The sequence below is a fragment of the Streptomyces sp. SirexAA-E genome (assembly GCF_000177195.2).
In the GTDB taxonomy this organism is placed as follows: domain Bacteria; phylum Actinomycetota; class Actinomycetes; order Streptomycetales; family Streptomycetaceae; genus Streptomyces; species Streptomyces flavovirens.
In genome coordinates this window covers 468,328-485,491 of record NC_015953.1, presented here as the reverse complement: position 1 = coordinate 485,491, position 17,164 = coordinate 468,328, and the positions used below count along the sequence as shown (strand labels likewise).

At 73.6% G+C, this 17,164-nt stretch carries 18 protein-coding genes; 3 read left to right on the top strand and 15 right to left on the bottom strand.

Translation table 11 applies throughout. The features are described from left to right. Positions 1–9: 9 nt before the first annotated feature. Positions 10–195 carry a hypothetical protein gene (locus SACTE_RS02055; protein ID WP_014044364.1) on the top strand — a complete coding sequence of 62 codons (186 nt, stop codon included), beginning with the start codon at positions 10–12 and terminating at the stop codon, positions 193–195. A gap of 39 nt (positions 196–234) precedes the next feature. Here SACTE_RS02055 and SACTE_RS32805 read toward each other — a convergent pair whose 3' ends face one another. Then, positions 235–420 (bottom strand): hypothetical protein, encoded by a 186-nt coding sequence (locus tag SACTE_RS32805; RefSeq protein ID WP_014044363.1) that lies wholly within the window; start codon positions 418–420, stop codon positions 235–237. Between the two features lie 121 nt (positions 421–541). On the opposite strand from SACTE_RS32805, the gene SACTE_RS02050 reads away from it, so the two are divergent. Then, the gene (locus SACTE_RS02050; RefSeq protein ID WP_014044362.1) at positions 542–913 is read left to right on the top strand and encodes a VOC family protein; all 372 of its coding nucleotides are present in this window, start codon (positions 542–544) and stop codon (positions 911–913) included. A 36-nt stretch (positions 914–949) separates the two neighbouring features. On the opposite strand, the gene SACTE_RS02045 is transcribed toward SACTE_RS02050, so the two are convergent. The 5 genes from SACTE_RS02045 to SACTE_RS02025 all read right to left on the bottom strand — a co-directional run bounded on the left by SACTE_RS02045 (position 950) and on the right by SACTE_RS02025 (position 6,825). After that, on the bottom strand, positions 950–1,627 hold the full coding sequence (locus tag SACTE_RS02045; RefSeq protein WP_014044361.1) for a UdgX family uracil-DNA binding protein: 678 nt from the start codon (positions 1,625–1,627) through the stop codon (positions 950–952). Positions 1,628–1,658: 31 nt separating this feature from the next. Then, on the bottom strand, positions 1,659–2,702 hold the full coding sequence (locus SACTE_RS02040) for an SDR family oxidoreductase (protein ID WP_014044360.1): 1,044 nt from the start codon (positions 2,700–2,702) through the stop codon (positions 1,659–1,661). A 43-nt stretch (positions 2,703–2,745) separates the two neighbouring features. Further along, a complete protein-coding gene (locus SACTE_RS02035) occupies positions 2,746–3,879 on the bottom strand; it encodes a PP2C family protein-serine/threonine phosphatase (protein WP_014044359.1) in 1,134 nt (377 codons plus the stop codon). Positions 3,880–4,030: 151 nt separating this feature from the next. After that, a complete protein-coding gene (locus SACTE_RS02030) occupies positions 4,031–5,689 on the bottom strand; it encodes a catalase (RefSeq protein ID WP_014044358.1) in 1,659 nt (552 codons plus the stop codon). A 155-nt stretch (positions 5,690–5,844) separates the two neighbouring features. Further along, a complete protein-coding gene (locus SACTE_RS02025; RefSeq protein ID WP_019992903.1) occupies positions 5,845–6,825 on the bottom strand; it encodes a helix-turn-helix domain-containing protein in 981 nt (326 codons plus the stop codon). Between the two features lie 70 nt (positions 6,826–6,895). Between SACTE_RS02025 and SACTE_RS02020 the strand changes: the two genes are divergently transcribed. Beyond that, positions 6,896–7,804, top strand: coding sequence for an oxidoreductase (locus SACTE_RS02020; protein ID WP_014044356.1), 909 nt, complete (start codon positions 6,896–6,898; stop codon positions 7,802–7,804). A gap of 135 nt (positions 7,805–7,939) precedes the next feature. Here the strand turns inward: SACTE_RS02020 and SACTE_RS02015 are convergent, their stop codons facing one another. From SACTE_RS02015 to SACTE_RS01975, 9 genes are all read right to left on the bottom strand, one after another. Next, on the bottom strand, positions 7,940–8,959 hold the full coding sequence (locus SACTE_RS02015; protein WP_014044355.1) for a hemolysin family protein: 1,020 nt from the start codon (positions 8,957–8,959) through the stop codon (positions 7,940–7,942). Next, a complete protein-coding gene (locus SACTE_RS02010) occupies positions 8,956–10,284 on the bottom strand; it encodes a hemolysin family protein (RefSeq protein ID WP_014044354.1) in 1,329 nt (442 codons plus the stop codon). The genes SACTE_RS02015 and SACTE_RS02010 overlap by 4 nt, the downstream gene beginning before the upstream one ends. Before the next feature lie 194 nt (positions 10,285–10,478). Continuing rightward, complete coding sequence (locus SACTE_RS02005; RefSeq protein ID WP_014044353.1) at positions 10,479–11,408, bottom strand: M56 family metallopeptidase; 930 nt, start codon at positions 11,406–11,408, stop codon at positions 10,479–10,481. Positions 11,409–11,412: 4 nt separating this feature from the next. Then, positions 11,413–11,811: a BlaI/MecI/CopY family transcriptional regulator gene (locus SACTE_RS02000; RefSeq protein ID WP_014044352.1), complete on the bottom strand. Its 399-nt coding sequence runs from the start codon at positions 11,809–11,811 to the stop codon at positions 11,413–11,415. A gap of 103 nt (positions 11,812–11,914) precedes the next feature. Further along, positions 11,915–13,144: a cytochrome P450 gene (locus SACTE_RS01995; RefSeq protein ID WP_014044351.1), complete on the bottom strand. Its 1,230-nt coding sequence runs from the start codon at positions 13,142–13,144 to the stop codon at positions 11,915–11,917. 59 nt (positions 13,145–13,203) lie between these two features. Beyond that, on the bottom strand, positions 13,204–14,397 hold the full coding sequence (locus tag SACTE_RS01990) for an FAD-dependent oxidoreductase (RefSeq protein ID WP_014044350.1): 1,194 nt from the start codon (positions 14,395–14,397) through the stop codon (positions 13,204–13,206). Beyond that, positions 14,394–14,594, bottom strand: coding sequence for a ferredoxin (locus SACTE_RS01985; RefSeq protein ID WP_014044349.1), 201 nt, complete (start codon positions 14,592–14,594; stop codon positions 14,394–14,396). Before SACTE_RS01985 ends, SACTE_RS01990 begins: the two co-directional genes overlap by 4 nt. Beyond that, a complete protein-coding gene (locus tag SACTE_RS01980) occupies positions 14,591–15,262 on the bottom strand; it encodes a TetR family transcriptional regulator (RefSeq protein WP_014044348.1) in 672 nt (223 codons plus the stop codon). Before SACTE_RS01980 ends, SACTE_RS01985 begins: the two co-directional genes overlap by 4 nt. Before the next feature lie 363 nt (positions 15,263–15,625). Continuing rightward, positions 15,626–17,155, bottom strand: a complete 1,530-nt coding sequence (locus SACTE_RS01975; RefSeq protein ID WP_014044347.1) for an FAD-dependent oxidoreductase — start codon at positions 17,153–17,155, stop codon at positions 15,626–15,628. Positions 17,156–17,164: the final 9 nt, after the last annotated feature.

Genomic DNA, 17,164 nt, shown 5'->3' with positions numbered 1-17,164 from the left:
AGCAGACCGATGGCATCACGCAAGCACACCGGACGCCGCGAGGACGAGACCGGGCTGGAGGAGGTCACGGAGGAGGCCGAGCGCGCCGCCCGCCGCCCCGTCCCGTCGACGGCCGGCGAGGAGGAGCCGCTGGAAGGGGACGCGATCAGCCCCAGTCCCCGGGCCCAGGAGGACACCGCGAGGGACGACGACTGAGCCGGAGGCCAGGGCCGCCCCGTCGCGGGCCCCGGTGGCTCAGGGGTGGTCGGGCGCCTGCTCCGGCGGGCGCCCGCCGCCCTTGCCGCCCCGGTCGCTCCCGTGGGCACGGCCACCCTTCCCCTGCCAGGACTTCGGCTCCGCCGCCTTGTGGGCTCCGCTCTCCTGGGGCGTCGCGCCACCCTTTCCGCTGCGTCGTAGCTCGGGCTGTTGCGGATTGGACATATCGTCTCCTTCCAGGGCGTTAACGGATAAAGCTTCGTACCTCTTGCGTACCCTGCCGTGGGACCGCGACACCTGCGCGCGGCCCTTCGGCGTGACCGATCGGCGGAAAGAAGGACCGCACATGCCCATCGCGACCTACAGCCTCGTCGCCCTCGACTGCCCCGATCCCCAGGCACTGGCCGGTTTCTACCGGTCGGTGCTGGGCGGCGAGGTCAGCAACACATCGGACCGCTGGTACGAACTCCGGGTGCCCGGTGGAGCCCGCATCGCCTTCCAGGAAGCGCCGGACCACCGGCCGCCCGCGTGGCCGCAAGGCGATCACGACTCCCAGCAGGCCCACCTGGACTTCGACGTGACCGACATCGACCGGGCCCAGGAGGAGGTCCTGGCCCTCGGGGCGACGCCGCTGGACCTCGACGACCGCGGCGGCGAGCGGGGCTTCCGGGTGTACGCGGACCCGGCCGGCCATCCGTTCTGCCTCTGCCGGCAGTAGCGCGTCCGGCCCCGTGGCCGCCCGCATCCCGGCCGCTCAGCCGAGGAAGCGGGCGGCCACGCGCAGGTCGGACACCAGGCCGTCGAACGCCTCGTCCCGGTCCCGGGCCCGGAGCACCGCCGAGGGGTGCACCGTGGCGAGAAACCGGCGGCCCCCGGGACGCTCTTCCCCCGCGGTGAGGGGAAGGTCCTCATCCGGCGGAAGCGAGAGCAGCGCCCCACGGGACTCGGACACCTTGAACGCGTTGCCCAGCACGGACTTGCCGGCCGTCGCCCCGAGTGCCACCACCAGCTCCGGATCCACCCGGCGCAGCTCCGCGGCCAGCCACGGGCGGCAGGCCGCGAGCTCGCGGAGGTCCGGCGCCTTGTGGATCCGGCGTCTGCGGCCCTCCGCGACGGGCGCGAACTTGAAGTGCTTGACCGCGTTGGTCAGGTAGACGTCCCGGTCGTCGACGCCGGCCGCGGCCAGCGCCCTGCGCAGCAGCCCTCCGGCCGGCCCGACGAACGGCTCGCCCGACCGGTCCTCCTGGTCACCGGGCTGTTCCCCGACCAGCAGCGCGCGGGCCGGAACCGGCCCCGTGCCGAACACGGTCTGTGTGGCGTCCGCGTACAACGGGCAGCCGTGGCAGCCGGCCGCAGCCCGGCGCAGCGCCGCGATCCCGCCACGGACGGGGAGATACGCCTGAGCCCCCTCGTACGCCTTCGCCGCGCTCATCCCCGCCTCCTCGCGACGGTGCGGCGCCAGGTCATCCCAGCCGCTTCCCGGCCAGCGGCTCGGTGTCCTCGCCCTCGCCCCGGCGCACGCCCCGCAGGAAGGCGGTGAGCGCCTCGGCCGCCGTGTGGACCGGCTCCCAGCCGAGCTCCTCGCGGGCCCTGGCCGAGTCGAGGACCGGCAGCCGCAGGACGGCGTCGAACAGGTGCGGAGAGGCCGGTACGGCGTGGGCGCGCCAGGCGGCGGACAGAGCCGTACGCACCACGGCCCGGGGCACGCGGACGATGCGGGCGCCGAGCAGGTCGGCCAGCTCCCGGGCGTCGGTCACCGTGTCCGTCGCCAGGTTGAAGGGACCCCGGACATCCCTGAGCACCGCGAGCCGGTACGCCTCGGCCGCGTCGTCGGTGTGCAGCACCTGGAACCGGAGCCCCTCCAGGTCCGGTACGAAGGGCAGCAGATCGGGCCTCAGCAGGTTCCCGGGGACGTACCGGCCGGCGAAGATCCGGCGCTGCTCGGGTGCCGCCGTCTCCTTGAACAGGAAGCCGGGCCTCAGCCGCACCACCCGGATCTGCGGATGCCGCAGCTCGAAGCTGTCGAGCACCCGCTCCAGGTACGCCTTCTCACGGCAGTACGCCGCGTCCGGCCAGCCGTGGGTCGGCCATCCCTCGTCGACCCCCGGCTCCGTCTTGGGGCCCGGGGAGTACGCGCCGACGGACGAGGCGTGGACGAGCGCCGGAACGCCCGCGGCGGCCACCGCCTCGAAGAGGCGCAGGGAGCCGAGCACGTTGCTCCGCCAGGTGACCACCGGATCGTGGGTGGGCTGGAAGCGCCACGCGAGATGCACGACCGCGTCGGCACCGGAGAGCAGCGTCGCGAGCCGGTCCTCACAGTCCGGCCGCGACAGGTCCACGGTGTCCCATTCCACCCCCTCGATCCGCAGATCGGGGCGCCTGCGCGCCAGCCCCAGGACGGAGCCGACCTCGGGGTCCCGGGCCAGCGCGCGGACCACGCTCGTCCCCACGTTGCCGGTGGCCCCCGTGACCACGATGCGTTTGCCGGGAGTCGGGTGCACAGTCATGTGTCCTCGCTCGCTTCCTTCGCGGAGATCTTGCGCCTGTCCCTCAACTATTGCCCCGTACGGGCCGGTCTGCCCGGCCGTCCCGCGCCGGCGGCCCGGGGCACCGCGGGGTGAGGGCGAGAGTGGCCATGTCGTCGTCGCGCGGGCCGCCCGTCCAGCGGTGCACGGCGTCCTCCAGGGCGGCGAGCACCGTGTCGGGGGTGACGGGTTCCCCTGCCGCGAGGCGCGGGTCGCTCCCGGGGTCGTAGAACACGCCGTCCGGGGTGCGCGCCTCCGTGACGCCGTCGGTGACGAACAGCACGACGTCACCGGGGGAGAGGGGGACGACGTCCGGCCGCGCCCGGACGTCGCTGAGGTGCCCCATGCCCAGCGGCAGGTCAGGGGTGGTCGGGGGCAGCGCGGTGATGCGGCCGTCGCGGATCAGATAGGGCTCCGGGTGGCCCCGGTTGACGACCCGCAGGCCGCGGCAGCCGTGGTCGATCTCGGCGAGGAGCGCCGTGGTGAACTCCTCGGTGCGCCGGTCGTCGTCGTGCTGGACGCTCTCGCGTTCGAGGGAGTCCTCCAGACGGGCCGCGAGCTCGCCGATGTCGGGGACGTAGTGGGCCGCCTCGCGGAACGCGCCGATCAGCGTGGCGGTGGTGGAGACGGCCTCGACCCCCTTACCCCGGACGTCACCGATCAGGACCCGTACGCCGTACGGCGTGTCCTGGATGGCGTAGGCGTCGCCTCCGATCCTCGCCTCCGCGTCGGCCGCCTCGTAGCGGGCCGCCACCCGCACCGGTCCGATCTCCCTGGGCGGGGCCGGCAGCACCGCGCGCTGCATGGCCGCGGCCACCGACCGAGCGGCGGCGACGCGCCGGTCGCGGTGTTCCAGCATCAGGTTCACGTCGACGCCGAGCGCGACGGCCAGGACGACGTTGACGACCTCCGTCCAGCCGAGGGCGTCGGCCAGCCGCCCCGAGTCCCACTCCAGCAGGACGGTCAGGACCAGGGCGAGCACCCCGGTGCCCATGGCGCCCCGGAGGCTCAGCATCGTGCCGGCCAGCACACACGCCGCCGCGACCAGCGGCGCGGCCGTGTAGACGGCCGGGGTCGTCACGTCGATGCACGCCGCGACGGCGATCAGCGCGGGCGGGGCCCACCGCCAGGACGGACGGCGAGCGGTCAGACGATCCATCCCTCAGCCCTCACACAGCTTCTGCGGGTCGGCCACTTGGGCGTACCGGTGACCGGGCGCCCCGGGCCGCCACCTCCGCGGACGGCCGCCGGACCGGGTGCGGATCCGGTGCCCGGGGTGCCCGCTTCGCCCGTGACCGGCGGCCGGAGGGTCAGCGCTCCACCACGTGGCGCTTGTTGGGGACGCAGTGCGTCATGGTGAGCCCGGTGACGTCCCGGGGCGGGTTGCCGCCGAGACGCGCGAGCCGCTTCTTCTCCTCGTCGCTGAGGTTCTGCGTGGCCAGCGGCGGGAGGTGGGCGACGTCGGAGGCGCTGATGCCGATGCCCTCGCCGACCCGCAGCCCCAGGTCGTTGTCGGCCATCAGGCAGTGCCAGACCATCCGCTCCTGGACCGGGCGCGCGCACTGGGCGAACAGGTCGGTGAAGTTCTTGACCAGGTCGTCCTGCTCCCACTTCTCCATCAGCTGGAAGCGCTGGCCCGCCTGGAGGTAGTCGTTGGTGCGGGGGATCCGGGCCCGGGTGAGCCGGCCCTCGATCACCGGGCCCTGCTCGTCGTGGGTGGGGTAGGTGTACTCCCTCAGCCCGCCCGTGATCGACGGCTCGTAGTTGACCTCAGGGTTCTCGCCGCCGTGACCGTTGTCGTAGGCCATCTGTCCGTCGCGCTGGTTGGTGGCGACATGGGCGTGCTTGGCCTGGTTGACCGGCAGCTGCAGGTAGTTCGGACCGACCCGGTAGCGCTGTGTGTCGCTGTAGGAGAACGTCCGGCCGACCAGCATCTTGTCGTCCGAGAAGTCCAGCCCGTCCACGAGGACACCCGTGCCGAAGGACGCCTGCTCGTTCTCGGCGAAGTAGTTGTCCGGGACCCGGTCGAGGACCATGCGCCCCACCGGCTTCGGCGGGAAGTCCTGCTCGGGCCAGGTCTTGGTGTCGTCCAGCGGATCGAAGTCCAGCTCGGGGTGGTCGTCGTCGGACATCATCTGCACGACGAGTTCCCACTCGGGGTGGTCACCGCGTCCGATGGCCTCGTACAGGTCCTTGGTGGCATGTCCCAGATCGCCGGCCTGGACGTTGGCCGCGTCCTCCTCGGTCATGCTGCTGACCCCCTGCTTGGGCAGCCAGTGGTACTTGACCAGGACGGTGTCGCCCTCCGCGTTCACCCACTTGTAGGTGTTGACGCCGAAGCCCTGCATATGGCGGTAGTCGGCCGGGATGCCCCGGGGGCTGAAGAGGTTCACCAGCATGTGCATGCTCTCCGGGGTCTGCGACATGAAGTCGAAGATCCGGGCCGGCTTCTGCTCGTGGCTCACCGGGTCGGGCTTGAGCGCGTGGATCACGTCGGGGAACTTGATGGCGTCGCGGATGAAGAAGACGCCCAGGTTGTTGCCGACCAGGTCCCAGTTGCCCTCCTCGGTGTAGAACTTCACGGCGAAGCCCCGGGGGTCCCGGGCCGCCTCGGAGGAGTCCCGGCCGCCGATCACGGTGGAGAAGCGAACGGCGACGTCCGTCCGCCTGCCCGCCTCCTGGAACAGCCCGGCCCGGGTGTACCGGCCGATCGGTTCGTCGCCCCACTTGCCGTAGGCCTCGAAGTAGCCGTACGTGGTGACGCCGCGCGCGTGGACGACGCGCTCCGGGATCCGCTCCCGGTCGAAGTGGCTGATCTTCTCCAGGAACTGGTAGTTCTCCAGAGTCGCGGGGCCCCGCGCGCCGACCGTGCGCTGGTTCTGGTTGTCGTAGACGGGATGGCCCTGCCGGTTGGTGAGGTGCGGCCGGTCGTCGTGCCCGTCGGCACCCTTGTTCGCGGTCTCGGTCACAGGTAGCGCTCCTTCACTGCGCGGGATTGGCCACCCCACCGTTCCCCGCGGCGGCGCACCCGTTGCACGGGCCGACCCGATTTCCGCCGTCCGCCGCGCCACGACGACCCTTGTGGCCCCCGCCGTCCCGCCCCCGGTCCTCGGACGCCCCGGGATCATCCGGCGAGGAGGATGTCGGCCGCGGCGGTACGGGCGTAGAGCACCGAACGGCCCGCCCGGTGGGCACTGACCAGGCCCGCGTCACGCAACGCGGTGAGGCACTGGGACACCCCTGCCCGTGAGAGCCCGGTGCGGCGAGCCAGTTCGGTGGTGGAGGCGGGCGTCTCCAGTTCGGCCAGCAACCTGGACCGCGAGCGGCCCAGGACGGCGGCGAGGGCCGCGGACCTGGTGTTCGGCCGGGGATCCCACAGCGTGCCGATGCCGCGCGCCGGATAGGCCAGCTGCGGTGGATCGGGCGGCGTCACCCGGGTGAAGGGCACCGGGCCGGTGAAGGCGGACGGGATCAGCACCAGACCCGGGCCCGCCGTGCCCCGGGACAGCGAACCGCGGCGACGGGCCAGCCTGAGCGCGTCACCGGCCCAGGTCACCGAGGGGTGCAGGTCGTCGAAGAGGTGGCCGGGGCCCCGCTCGGCCACCCTGCGGGACCGGTGGAAGACATCGGCGTCCAGGACGCCCCGGACCCGCACCCAGTACGGGGCGAGCGCCAGCTCCCAATACGCCTCGATCTCCTCCGTGACCCGGATCAGGCGCGCCTCCGGCTCGGCGTACAGGGCCCGCGACCGCGGACCGAGACCGCCCTGCTCGTCCCCGAGGCGGTCCAGATCCTGGCGCACCCGGGCGGCGGGGGTGGCCCGGATCCTGGCCAGCTCCTCCGCCAGGGCGGGGGCCGGCGAGGTGGGCGCGGGGTTCAGGAAGTCGGGTACGTACCCCGCCGGCGGGACCAGTTCGGCGAGCCAGCCCCGGTCCAGGCCCGCGGCCGTCAGCCGGGGCCCCACCTGCTCGGTCCAGGACCGGTGGACGGGATCCGGGCGGCCGGAGCGCAGCAGCCGGCAGCTCGGCCCGACCTCCCACATCGGCGACACGGCGAACCGGACCTGCGCCAGATCCCTCGTCGAGAACACCAGCTCCGCCGTCACTGCCGCCCCGAGGATTCATACATGACCGAATCAGTGGCGGTCATCGTACTGCGCGGGGACGATCCCGGGCATGACTTCACAGACGATCACCGCCGCCGCCTCCGGCAGTCGGCTCCTCGGCGACCTGACGGTCAACCGGATCGGCTTCGGCGCGATGCGCCTGCCGCAGACCGGCGAGGCTCTGACGGCCGGTGCCGTACCGCGCGACCGGGACGCGGCGGCACGTGTGCTGCGCCGCGCGGTCGAGGTCGGTGTGAACCACATCGACACCGCCGCCTTCTACTTCTCGCCCCTGCGCTCCGCCAACGAACTGATCAACCGGGCGCTGGCCCCCTACCCGGACGACCTCGTCATCGCCACCAAGGTCGGCCCCGGCCGGGACCCCTCGGGCCGGTGGCTGCCCCACGCCACCCCCGAACAGCTGCGCGGCCAGGTCGAGGAGAACCTGCGCCAGCTCGGCCGCGACCACCTCGACGTGGTGAACCTGCGCATCGTGGGTACGGACCCGATCGCCGAGCGCTTCGGCGCACTGGCCGAGCTGCGCCGGGCCGGGCTCATCCGCCACCTGGGCCTCTCGAACATCACCCCGGACCACCTCGCCGAGGCCCAGGCCATCGCGCCGGTGGTCTGCGTGCAGAACATGTACGGCATCGGCGTGCGGCCCGAGCACGACGAGTTCGTGCGCGCCTGCGGTGAGCAGGGCATCGCGTTCGTGCCGTTCTACTCCATCGCCGGCACCGGCCGGCAGGCCGGCACGACGGGGACCGAGAGCGACGAACTGCTCGCCGTCGCGCGGGCGCACGGGGCGAGCGCCGCCCAGATACGCCTGGCCTGGACGCTGCACCGGGGACCCCATGTGCTGGCCATCCCGGGCACCGGCGACGTCCGGCACCTTGACGACAACGTGGCGGCGGGCGCACTGCGCCTCACCGACGGCGAACTGGCCGCCCTGGACCGCCTCCACCGGCGCGGGGCATGAGCGGACGGCGTCCGCCGCGACGGACGGCTGCCCCATGCCTGGCTGGGCCGTGTCGACCCGCGCTGGACCATCGGCACGGGCGGCGGCCGGTGACCGCCCGAGCCGCCGCACCTCACCCGCGGAGCCCCTGGGCCGTCAGCTCGGCGTGGACGGGCCGACCAGCTCGTCCAGGACGTCCTCCATCGTGACGAACCCGATCACCGTCCCCCGGTCGCCCGCGACCGCCGCCAGATGCGTGCCCGCGGACCGCATGGCGGTCATGGCGTCGTCCAGGGGCGTGTCGATCTCCACCCGGATGACCGGATGGAGATCGTCGGAGGGGAACGGCTCGCTGCGTTCCGCGACCCCGAGCGCGTCCTTGATGTGCAGGTACCCCAGGATCGCGTCACCGGGCCCGGTGACCGGCAGCCGGGAGAACCCGCTCTCGGCGGCGGCCCGTTCGAGCCGCCGGGGCGTGATGTCGTGCCCCACCGTGACCGTCCTGGCCAGCGGCACCATCACCTCGCCGACCGGCCGCGTCCCCAGTTCGAGCGCGTCCCGCAGCCGCTCGCCGTCGGCGGGGTCCAGCAGACCCGCCTCGCTGGAGTCCTTCACCAGCCGGACGAGTTCGTCGTCCGTGTAGACGGAGGAGACCTCGCCCTTCGGTTCCACCTTCACCAGCCGCAGGATCGCGTTGGCGAAGGCGTTGATCCCGAAGACGAACGGGCGCAGGGCGCGCGTCAGGGCGACCAGCGGCGGGCCCAGCAGCAGCGCCGTCGGTGCCGGCGCCGCCAGCGCGATGTTCTTGGGCACCATCTCCCCGACGAGCATGTGCAGATACGTCGCCGCCGTCAGCGCGATCACGAACGCGATCGGGTGGATCAGCCCCTGCGGCACCCCCACGGCCTCGAACGGCGGCTCCAGCAGATGGGCGAAGGCCGGCTCCGCGACCGCGCCGAGCACCAGCGAGGAGACCGTGATACCGAGCTGGGCCGTGGCCATCACCGCGGAGAGGTGTTCGAGTCCCCACAGGGTGGAGGTGGCCCGGGTGCCGCCCTTCAGCGCGGCCGGTTCGATCTGGCTGCGCCGTACGGAGATGAGGGCGAACTCGGCGCCCACGAAGAAGGCGTTGGTGAGCAGAGTCAGCGCGCCGATCAGCAGCTGGACGGTGGTCATCGCACTTCCTGGACGGTCTCGGGGACGGGGGCCGTGATCCGGACACGGTCGGCCCGGTGGTGCGCCACGTGCAGGACGGCGCACTGCCAGCCGGCGATCTCGACGCGGTCGGTGACGAGCGGGATGCGCTCCAGACGGGCCGCGACCAGTCCGGCCAGCGTCTCGTACGGTCCGTCAGGCGCGGCCAGTCCGATCTCCTCCAGCTGGTCGAGCCGGACGCCGCCGTCCGCCTCCCACACCGCGCGGCCGTCCGGCGACGGCTCCAGCGCCACGAGGTCGGGCCGCTCGTGCGGGTCGTGCTCGTCCCGTACCTCGCCGACGACCTCCTCCACGATGTCCTCCACCGTGGCGACGCCCGCCGTACCGCCGTACTCGTCGATCACCACGGCCATGGTGCGGCCGCGCCGCAGCCGTTGCAGCAGACGGTCCACGGGCAGCGAGTCGGGCACCAGCAGCGGCGGGGTGGCGAGGTCGGTCACCGGGGTGCGGGAGCGCGCCTGCTCGTCGAGCGCGAGCACGTCCCGTACGTGGACCGTGCCGATGACCTCGTCCAGGCTGTCGCGGTAGACGGGGAAACGGGACAGCCCCGTGGCCAGGGTGAGGTTGGCGGCGTCCTGGGCGGTGGCGCGGGCCTGGAGGGCCCGCACGTCCACCCGGGGCGTCATCACGTTCTCGGCGGTCAGCTCGCCCAGATGCAGCGTACGGACGAACAGCTCGGCCGAGTCCTGCTCCATGGCGCCCCGCAGCGCGGAGTGCCGGGCCAGCGCGACCAGCTCCTCGGGGCTCCGCGCCGAGGCGAGCTCCTCCTGCGGCTCCAGCCCGAAGCGCCGCACGATCCGGTTGGCGGTGTCGTTCAGATGCCGGATCAGCGGGGCGAAGAGCGCGGTGAACGCCCGCTGCGGTCCGGCCACCACCTTGGCCACGGCCAGCGGGCTGGAGATCGCCCAGTTCTTCGGGACCAGCTCACCGACGACCATCAGCACCACCGTGGCCACGATGACGCCGAGCAGCGTCGCCACGGTCGAGACGGCTCCCTCGGGCAGACCGGCGGCCTCCAGCGGCCCGCGCAGCAGCACGGCCAGGGACGGTTCGGCCAGCATCCCGATGACCAGCGAGGTGACCGTGATGCCCAGCTGGGCTCCGGAGAGCTGGAAGGTCAGGCGCCTGACCGCCCGCAGGGCGCCCTCCGCACCCCGTTCGCCCGCCTCGGCGGCGCGCTCCAGCTCACCGCGCTCGATGGTGGTCAGTGAGAACTCGGCCGCGACGAACACCGCGCACGCCAAGGTCAGGACGAGCGCGACGAGCAACAGGAGTACTTCCGTCACCGTGCCACCCCCGTCCCGGCGGTCGAGTGCGGGTGGGCCGTGACACGGCTGGTACTGACAGGTTCACCCATTGCGGGTGCTGCTCCTTCACGCTTCGTGGACAGGGCGGACCGCTGGGGCCCGGGACGGAAAGTGTCCCGGCTCAAGGGTAAAGGGTCCGTAAAGTGCCCACGTCGGAGCGGACGGGGAGCCGGTTACAGGGGGGTGGCGGCCTTCAGTACGAAGAACAGCGTGACCGCCGCGTTCGCCGAGGAGAGCGCGGAGACCGTCGTCCCGGCCGCGGCCCCCCAGGCGGCCAGACCCACGGCGGTGAAGGCGGGCGGCCACACCCGCGCGGCCGGCGCCGGCGCCAGCAGGGCGGCGACCCGCCGCGGCACCGGCCCCGGCGCCGCGAAGTGGGCGAGCGTCGCCGCGGGCGACCCCCGGGAGATCAGAGCCGCCTTGCCGATGGCGCGGGCCACCACCCGCCGGCTGCCGACCGCCGACGCCGCGTCCTCGTCCGCCCACCGCTCCGCGGTGTAAGCCACCGTCGTACGCAACGGCCGCAGGAACGGATTGGCCCGCGCCGCCAGCTGCACGGTGAGCAGGAAACGGTGGTGGAGACCGGCCAGGTGAGCGCGCTCGTGGGCGAACAGCGCCCGGCGCTCCGCCGGCTCCAGGCAGGCCAGCAGCGACGTCGAGGCGACGACGCGCCCTCGCCCCCCGGGCAGCGCGTAGGCGTACGGGGCGTCGTCGGGCAGCACCGCGACCGTGGTGGGGCGCAACCCGGCCAGCGCGCGCCCGGCGTCCCGCCGTACCCGGTGGTGGCGCCATGCCGCCCCGGAACACGCGGCGAGGACCGCGGCCAGCAGGGGGATCGCCGCGGTGCCCGCCACCTCGTCGTACGGCACCGCCTCGCGCACCTCGGGGTCCGACCACCCGTCGGGCAGCGGATTGCCCGGCAGCTGGGCCGTACCGACCACCACCAGCAGGGCCAGGCAGAGCGTGCTGCACAGCGCCAGCACCGCCGCGACCGCCGACAGCAGCCAGGTCGCGGTGCGCGGGTGCAGCCGGTGCTCCGCGAGCCGGGCCACCGGCCAGGCGCTCAGCGGCAGGACCAGCGGCAGGAAGACGAAGACGCCCATGGCCCTAGGCTTCCGGTTCGTCGGCCGCCTGGCCCAGCAGGTCTCTCAGCAGCCGCTCGTCGCCGGGTGTCAGCGCCGTCAGGAAGCTGGCGAGGACGGCCTCACGGTCGCTCTCGCCGTCCAGGACCCGGCGCATCCGCATCGCCGCCAGGCCCGCCTCGTCGGACCTCGGGGTCCACAGGAAGGAGCGGCCCTGCCGTCGCCGCTCCACCGCGCCCTTGGCCTGCAGCCGCGTCAGGATCGTCATCACGGTGGTGTAGGCCACGGCGCCCTCCAGCCGTTCCTGCACCCAGGCGGCCGTCGCCGGCTCACCGGCGCGGCAGAGGGTGGACAGGACCTGTGCCTCCAGCTCGCCCTGGGCGCGCCGCCGGGGCTGCCCGCCGCTGGTGTCCTCTGCCGCCACTTCCGGTTCCTCTTCCCGCCGCCGTGCCCCCGGGTCGCCGCGGGGCGGTTCATCGTACTGACCCGCCGCCCGCACGGCTCCCCGGGGAGGCCCGGTCCCGGTGTCACCAGGTGACGGGCAGTTCGTGCAGGCCGTAGATGACGGTGTCGTACTTGAACCGGGTGTCCTCCAGCGGGACGGCCGGGCGCAGCGTGGGGATGCGCCGGAAGAGGGTGGGATAGACCACCTGGAGTTCGAGCCGGGCCAGCGGCTGGCCGACGCAGTGGTGGGCGCCGGCGCCGAACGCCTGGTGGCGTCGGGCGTTGCGGGTGATGTCGAGGCGGTCGGGGTCCTCGAAGACCTGCGGGTCACGGTTGGCGAGCTCGCCGAGGAGGATCACGCCTTCGCCGGCCGCGATGGTCTGCCCGGCGATCTCTATGTCCTCCAGGGCGGTGCGGCGGCGGCCGAGATGGACGATGGAGAGGTAGCGCAGCAACTCCTCGACGGCGCCGACGACGACCTGCGGGTCCTCGGCGTCGCGGACGGCGGCGAGCTGGTCGGGGTGGTGGAGCAGCAGCAGGGTGCCCAGGCTGATCATGTTCGCGGTGGTCTCGTGGCCGCCGAGCAGCAGCAGGACGCCCATGGTGGCCGCTTCCCGGCGGGTCAGCTCGCCCGCCCGGACCTGCCCGCCCAGCGTGGACAGCAGGTCGTCGGCGGGTTCGGCGGTCTTCTGCGCGACCAGGTCGTCGAGGTACTCCGCCAGCGCCGTGTGGGCGGCGTGCCGCTCCTCACCGGTCGCGACCGCCGAGACCAGGGTGCCGCTGTTCCGCTGGAAGAACGCGTGGTCCTCGTAGGGCACCCCGAGCAGGTCGGAGATGACGAGCGAGGGCAGGGGGAGCGCCAGCGCCTGGACGAGGTCGGCGGGCTTCGGACCGGCCAGCATCCGGTCGATGAAGGTGTCCGTCATCCGCTGGACGGCCGGACGCAGGGCCTCGACGCGCTTGAGGGTGAAGGCACCGCTGACCATGCGGCGCAGGCGGGCGTGTTCGGGGTCGTCCATGCCGACGAAGCTGAGGTCCGTGGACCCGCCTCCCCGGTGGTGACGGGGATCGACGGGACTGGGGAAACCCGGGTTGGAGAAGTCGACGCTCAGCCGGGGGTCGGCGAGCAGCGCCCGCTGCTCGGCGTGCCCGGTCACCGCCCAGGGGGTGCTGTCGCCCCAGGAACGGACCCGGGTGACGGGACCCCGGTCGCTCAGCGCCCGCATCCCGGGCGACGGGTCGAACGGGCAGACGGGGGAGCGGGGCGCGGGAAAGGCGGGGATGTCCGGCGCCGCTTGGGGGTGGGTGGTCATGGGATGCCTCCGGGGGTGGGGTCGAGGAAACAAGGGGGCCCGGCGCCGGCCGGGCAGGCTCACCGGCCGGCCGGCTCCGGCGGGCGGGTGAAGCGGTCCGTCAGGACGGCCCGGTGCAGTCGGGTCTGCTTGGGCATGTTCCAGCCGAGCACGCCCGTGGGCCCTCCCGGGGCGTCGTACCGCACCACGAAACGCCCCTGGGCCGGATCGCCGTCCACCACCTCGGGGGAGGCGTCCGCCGTGGGCGTGCCGAGCACCTGGATCTTCACCTGGAACTGGTCGGTCCAGAAGGAGGGCACGGGCAGGTACGGCCGGTTCTCGCCGAGGATGTTCCCGGCGACGGCGAGGGCCTGCTCGGTGGCGTTGGCGCGGTTCTCCAGCCGCATCGCCCGTCCGACTCCCGCGTGATGCCAGCGCGCCACGTCCCCCGCCGCCCAGACGCCGTCCGCCGCGCGGCAGTACGCGTCGCAGACGACGCCGTCGTCCAGCTCCAGCCCGCTGCCCGCGAGCCAGTCGGTGGCGGGTGCGCAGCCGATCGCGGCCACCACCACGTCCGCCTCCAGCTCCTCGCCGCCCACGAGCCGCACGCCGGCGACCCGGCCCTCCCGTGACAGCAGCGACTCCACCAGGGTTCCTCCCCGCAGCACCACGCCGTTGCGGGTGTGCAGGGCGGCGAGGTGCCCGGCGGCGAACGGGCCGAGCTGGTCGGTCATCGGGGACGGCTGCGGGCCGACCACGCACACCTCCAGCCCCATCAGCCGTGCGGTGGCCGCGGCCTCCGCGCCCAGCACCCCGTCACCGACCACCACGAGGCGACGGGCGGCCACCAGATCGGCGCGCAGGGCCGCCGAGTCGTCGAGCGTACGCACGACGTGCACGCCGCGCAGTCCGCCCGGGCCGGGGAGCGGGCGGGCCCGTACGCCGGTGGCGACGACGACCGCGTCCGCCGTCAGTGTCCGACCGGACGCCGTCTCCACCCGACGCCGTGCCGCGTCCAGCGAGACGGCCGGATCTCCGAGGACGAACGTGGCGTCCAGCCCGTCGAGGGCGTCCTGCGGGCGCAGCCGCGCCTTGTCCGGCTCCCAGGCGCCGGAGAGCACCTGCTTGGACAACGGGGGCCGGTCGTAGGGCGGTCCGGACTCGGCGCCCAGCAGGGTGAGACGTCCTTGGTAGCCCTTCCGGCGCAGGGCCTCCGCCGTGCCGAGCCCGGCCGCGGAGGCTCCCACCACCAGGACGTGCCCGGGGGAGCTCACGCGTCCTCGTGGAGACGGATCGCGGCGGCGGGGCAGATGTCGGCGGACTCCCGCACGACGTCGTGCCGGCCTGCGGGCGGCTCGTCGTCCAGCAGGACCACGATGCCGTCCTCGTCGCGCTGGTCGAAGACCTCGGGGGCTATCAGCACACACTGACCGGCGGCGCAGCACTTCTCTTCGTCGACGGTGATCTTCACAGGGTCTCCTTGGTACGGGGGTGGGGGTGGGTGACCGGGGCGGTGAACAGGCCGACGAGCGCGTCCTCCAACTCGTCGGCGGTGTCCGACCAGGACGCGCGGGGCCGGGCGGTCCTGTCCGCCAGCCCCCGTTCCCGCTCGGCACAGGTGTGGGTGATCAGATGGCGGGCCATCTCGCCCCGCACGCGGCGGACGTGCGGCGGGAGATCCGCCAGGCGCTGCTTCAGACCGAGCATCACGGCGTGCAGACCGGGCCGGCCGAGGGCCTCCTCGGCGATCAGGTTCCGCGTCACCGGGTCGGTGAGGACCTGCACCGCGAACCGGGCCTGCCAGGACGGGACACCGAGGGCCGCCAGGTGCTCGGAGACCGGGCGTACCAGGCAGCGCACCCAGTCCCTGAGATCGGTGCTGCCGCCCACCTCGGCCACGTGGCGGGTGCGGAGCGCGTCGACCTGTTCGCCGTGCCGCACCATGATGGCGCGCACCAGGTCGAGCCGGGAGCCGAAGTGGTAGCTGACGGCGGTGACGTTGCCCTGGCCGGCGGCCTCGCTGATCTGCCGGTTGGAGATGGCGGACAGCCCCTGTTCCGCGTAGAGCCGTTCGGCCGCGGTCATGATCGCCTCACGGGTGGCGGCGGACCGTGCCACCCGGGCTCCGGTCGCACTCATCCGCTCACCGCCGGTACCCGCGCGGACATGTCGGTCATGGCTGCTCCAGTCGTGGGGGAGGGGGAACCGCCTGACCGGAGCCAACCCGACCGACCACACCTAAGTCAATCGACTGACTGAATTTGATCGCAGCCCGCACGGAGGCGCGGCGACGGGCCCGAGCACGCGCCAACCCCCGTGCGCACAAGGAGTGTTACCGAAAGCCGGGGCTCGCGGAAGCGCGCACACCGAGCTGCCGGTCCGGGCCCGGGGGGCACTGCCACGCGGACAATGGCGCAGTTTCGACGACGGGCACCACGGCCGAGGGCGCCGCCGGAGCCCCGCAGCAGCGGGCTCCGGCGGCGCCCTCGGCGCACGCCCCGGTTACTCGGCCGGAGGCAGCGGACGAACGGCGGGACCCTGGAGCACCTCACCGTCGACACCGAACCGCGAGCCGTGGCACGGGCACTCCCAGGAGGTCTCCGCCGGGTTGAAGGCGACCAGGCACCCCAGATGCGTGCACCGCGCCGACACGCTGTGCGTCCGGCCCTCCTCGTCACGGTAGACGGCCCGGTGCCGCCCTCCGTCCCGCACGAGGGCACCCGTACCGGGGGCGATCTCCTCGGCGGAGTCCACCCGCGTGCCCTTGAGGCGGTCGCCCACGAAGTGCCGGGCCACCTCCGCCTGTTGGGTCAGCAGCTTGGCGCCCTCGCGGACCGTGCTCCGTAGTCGGCGGGGGTCGTAGAGCCCCGCCCAGGAGGGGGTGTCCCCGGTGAGCGTCGCCGTCAGGAGCTGCCCCGCCAGCACGCCTCCGCTCATGCCCCAGCCGCCGAACCCCGTCGCGACGTACACATGGCGCGCGCCGGGGTGGAACGGGCCGATCAGTGGCACCCCGTCACTGACGTCGTTGTCCTGGGCCGCCCAGCGGTACGCCGTCGGACCGGCCGGGAAGTGCTCATGCATCCACGCGTCCAGCCGCCGGAACCGCTCACGGGCGTCCCCCGTACCGGGTGTGAAGTCCTCGCCCGTGACGATGAGCAGCCGCCGGTCCGCGTCGAGCGGCGCCGTACGCACCGAACGCTTGCCGCCCTCGTCGGTGATGTACATGTGCTCCGGCGCGGCCTCGGCCGCCAGTGGGGCCGCCACGACGAGTTCACGGCGCGGCGACATCCGGGCGAAGAGCAGAGCACGGTCGAACACGGGGACGTGCGTGGCGATCACCACGTCACGCGCCGACACCGTCAGCCCCGACTCCGTGGTCACCCGGCAGGGGCTGCCCTCGCTCAGACCGGTGACCCGGGTCCGTTCATGGATCACACCGCCCCGCGCACGGAGGTCGGACGCCAGTGCCAGCAGATACCGGCGCGGATGGAACTGCGCCTGACGCCTCACCCGGACCGCGGCCGCCACGGGGAAGGGGAGCTCCGTCTCCCGTACGCACGCGGCGTCGAGCCCGGCCTCGGCGGCCGCCTCGGCCTCCGCCTCGAACTCCGCACGGCGCCCCGGGTCCGTGGTGAAGGTGAACGCCGAGGCGCTCTCCAGGTCGCAGGCGATGCCGAGCTCCGCCACCACCGCGCCGACCCGCTCCACCGCCGCCTGCTGCGACAGCGCGTACCGCGCCGCGCCCTCGGGCCCCCGGGTGCGCCGGAGCCGGTCGTACACCAGGGAGTGCGCGGCGGTGAGTTTGGCCGTCGTGCAACCGGTCACCCCGGCCGCGACACGGTCCGCCTCCAGCACGACGACGCTGCGCCCCGCCCTGGTCAGTTCCCATGCGGTGCTCAGTCCCGCCACGCCGCCGCCGACGACCACGACGTCGGCCGCCCGGTCGGCGTCCAGGGCGGGGAAGGCGGGGTGTTCGGACGTCGCCATCCAGTAGGACTCGTCCGTTCCCGGCAGTTCGGTTCCGCGTGTCATGCGCACTCG

What these genes read in the sequence shown, in the direction of transcription:
- SACTE_RS01995 (WP_014044351.1), bottom strand. Translation starts at nt 13,144, where the DNA reads ATGACCACCCACCCCCAAGCGGCGCCGGACATCCCCGCCTTTCCCGCG.
- SACTE_RS02015 (WP_014044355.1), bottom strand. Translation starts at nt 8,959, where the DNA reads ATGACCACCGTCCAGCTGCTGATCGGCGCGCTGACTCTGCTCACCAAC.
- SACTE_RS02020 (WP_014044356.1), top strand. Translation starts at nt 6,896, where the DNA reads ATGACTTCACAGACGATCACCGCCGCCGCCTCCGGCAGTCGGCTCCTC.
- SACTE_RS02050 (WP_014044362.1), top strand. Translation starts at nt 542, where the DNA reads ATGCCCATCGCGACCTACAGCCTCGTCGCCCTCGACTGCCCCGATCCC.
- SACTE_RS02055 (WP_014044364.1), top strand. Translation starts at nt 10, where the DNA reads ATGGCATCACGCAAGCACACCGGACGCCGCGAGGACGAGACCGGGCTG.
- SACTE_RS02035 (WP_014044359.1), bottom strand. Translation starts at nt 3,879, where the DNA reads ATGGATCGTCTGACCGCTCGCCGTCCGTCCTGGCGGTGGGCCCCGCCC.
- SACTE_RS02005 (WP_014044353.1), bottom strand. Translation starts at nt 11,408, where the DNA reads ATGGGCGTCTTCGTCTTCCTGCCGCTGGTCCTGCCGCTGAGCGCCTGG.
- SACTE_RS01975 (WP_014044347.1), bottom strand. Translation starts at nt 17,155, where the DNA reads ATGACACGCGGAACCGAACTGCCGGGAACGGACGAGTCCTACTGGATG.
- SACTE_RS01980 (WP_014044348.1), bottom strand. Translation starts at nt 15,262, where the DNA reads ATGAGTGCGACCGGAGCCCGGGTGGCACGGTCCGCCGCCACCCGTGAG.
- SACTE_RS32805 (WP_014044363.1), bottom strand. Translation starts at nt 420, where the DNA reads ATGTCCAATCCGCAACAGCCCGAGCTACGACGCAGCGGAAAGGGTGGC.
- SACTE_RS02040 (WP_014044360.1), bottom strand. Translation starts at nt 2,702, where the DNA reads ATGACTGTGCACCCGACTCCCGGCAAACGCATCGTGGTCACGGGGGCC.
- SACTE_RS02045 (WP_014044361.1), bottom strand. Translation starts at nt 1,627, where the DNA reads ATGAGCGCGGCGAAGGCGTACGAGGGGGCTCAGGCGTATCTCCCCGTC.